Annotated in this window: 3 protein-coding genes and 1 pseudogene; all 4 read right to left on the reverse strand. The window is 40.5% G+C overall.

Going from position 1 to position 1,699, the window contains the following annotated elements; translation table 11 throughout:
- Window positions 1-271 (reverse strand): annotated as a pseudogene (locus tag L4C39_RS20030) (hypothetical protein); the annotation flags it as partial.
- 139 nt (window positions 272-410) lie between these two features.
- Window positions 411-725, reverse strand: coding sequence for a hypothetical protein (locus L4C39_RS20035; RefSeq protein WP_429747751.1), 315 nt, complete (start codon window positions 723-725; stop codon window positions 411-413).
- Between the two features lie 135 nt (window positions 726-860).
- Entirely contained in the window at window positions 861-1,397 is a 537-nt protein-coding gene (locus L4C39_RS20040; RefSeq protein WP_429747753.1) for a nucleotidyltransferase family protein, read from the reverse strand.
- Window positions 1,398-1,530: 133 nt separating this feature from the next.
- On the reverse strand, window positions 1,531-1,699 hold a 169-nt coding region (locus tag L4C39_RS20045), incomplete at its 5' end, for a GNAT family protein (RefSeq protein WP_489686406.1).

The following is a 1,699-nucleotide window of genomic DNA, read 5'->3' on the forward strand; positions in this document are numbered from 1 at the left end:
TCCTTCTCCCTTCTCGAAAGTCCTTGTAACCCGAGATAAATTGGAAAAGTACGCTGATCGTACCAAGTACAGTGATTCTTGCGATTAAAGAGCCTTCTTCAAACTCAATTTCTATTGGTAAATCTGGAGATAAGAAAAAGCCAATCCTTTGACGAGCAAATGCCTCAAGCTCCACCTTAAATTGTGCTAATTCCTCTTTTGATTTAAGTTTCTGAGGCTCGATGTGTATGTAAGCCTGACTTAAGATGTTTTTATTTATGTAATCAGCCAATTATTTTCTCCAAATACAGTTAACGCCGCATTAAGTGGTGAGCAACGCAGACCACTGAACCTAAAGTATTGTGCCGTAAACACCAAAGTTGAAGCGAACCAAAAATGCCGACCGTTGGGAATCCGTCTTAAATGCTTTGTTATAAGGCGGACTCAAGGACCATATCGTGACCATCGACTTCAATTAATCCAAAGTCACCTTCTAAAGAAAGGGAGCCTTGCAAATAAGATACTCCTTCAACTTCACCTAATGTCGGTATGTCATTTAAAGTCGTCTTTTTAGCAGATAGCTGCATTCCCTTAAAACGAACAGATATCGTTTTACCTTGCTTATTACTGACAAAGAGTTTGACCTTCTGATCGGACTCTAAAAGGAATAGCATTTCGATATAGGTATCATCAAAACTTTGATTAAGCGAGAGTAACTCTGAATCAATTAGACAATTTAGTTCCATATTTCTACAAGCCTTATAACGCCCAATTAAGGTGCGACAACGCTATAACACCCAAACTAAACCATTGCACCGTAAACACAAAATTCAAATCGGAGTAAAATCGTCAAGCGTTAGGAGTCACTCTTAAATTGTTTGTTAGGGCACTATTCTCAAAGATGACCACTTTACTAACCACCCCTTTGAATTTACACGACTTTTAAACGTTTCTTGTGACCTTTTCGGGTTATGTGTGACACAGTAACCAAATAATGATTCATACCCAAAAGCTGATATGCATTCGTACTTTTCGGGAACAACTTGTCGGATACCAATTGCCGTTTCTTTCTCTGGCCAGTAGCTCATAGCGTCCAGTGAACTTGTATAAGGTAAGTCACCATTGCGAGTGTGCATTATTGCCTGATTTCGAACTTGCCAGTTAATTTCCGGCATTACCTGTTTAAGCTGAGCTTCATAGTATAAATATGCATTAGGATCTCGCTCGTCAGGTGCGAAATAGATAACATCAGCATCATTCAATGGTGTCGCCACCTGAAAACCATGTAATGCGTCCCACACAAGATTTCGGACAAAACCTGCTGCAATATAGCATTGAGGTAAACCCAGTTGAGATACACACTTCAAAGCGTTAACTCTAACTGGATCTTGTTTGATTAATTCTATGATTCTGTCCATTTCGCCCTGTGCCCTAACGCCGCGTTAAGTGGTGAACAACGCCAACCACCAAACCTAAACCATTGTACCTTAAACACTTAAGCTAACTTGAACTGAAGTCGCCAAGCGTTGTGAATCCGTCTTAAACGCCTTGTTATGTGCCCGAACTCATTGTGTACTCTGGGTGTCCCGTATGCTCGTCCAGTTGCTCACTTACGACTGCAAAACCTTGAGACAAATAGAACTGATAACTAGCCTGATTTTCCTTGTATACGGAAAGGCTCAAGATCGCCCTTTGAGCTTTGGCATGACTTAATAATTGC

This window comes from Vibrio clamense (genome assembly GCF_050337905.1).
GTDB lineage: Bacteria > Pseudomonadota > Gammaproteobacteria > Enterobacterales > Vibrionaceae > Vibrio > Vibrio cortegadensis.

What these genes read in the sequence shown, in the direction of transcription:
- L4C39_RS20035 (WP_429747751.1), bottom strand. Translation starts at nt 725, where the DNA reads ATGGAACTAAATTGTCTAATTGATTCAGAGTTACTCTCGCTTAATCAA.
- L4C39_RS20040 (WP_429747753.1), bottom strand. Translation starts at nt 1,397, where the DNA reads ATGGACAGAATCATAGAATTAATCAAACAAGATCCAGTTAGAGTTAAC.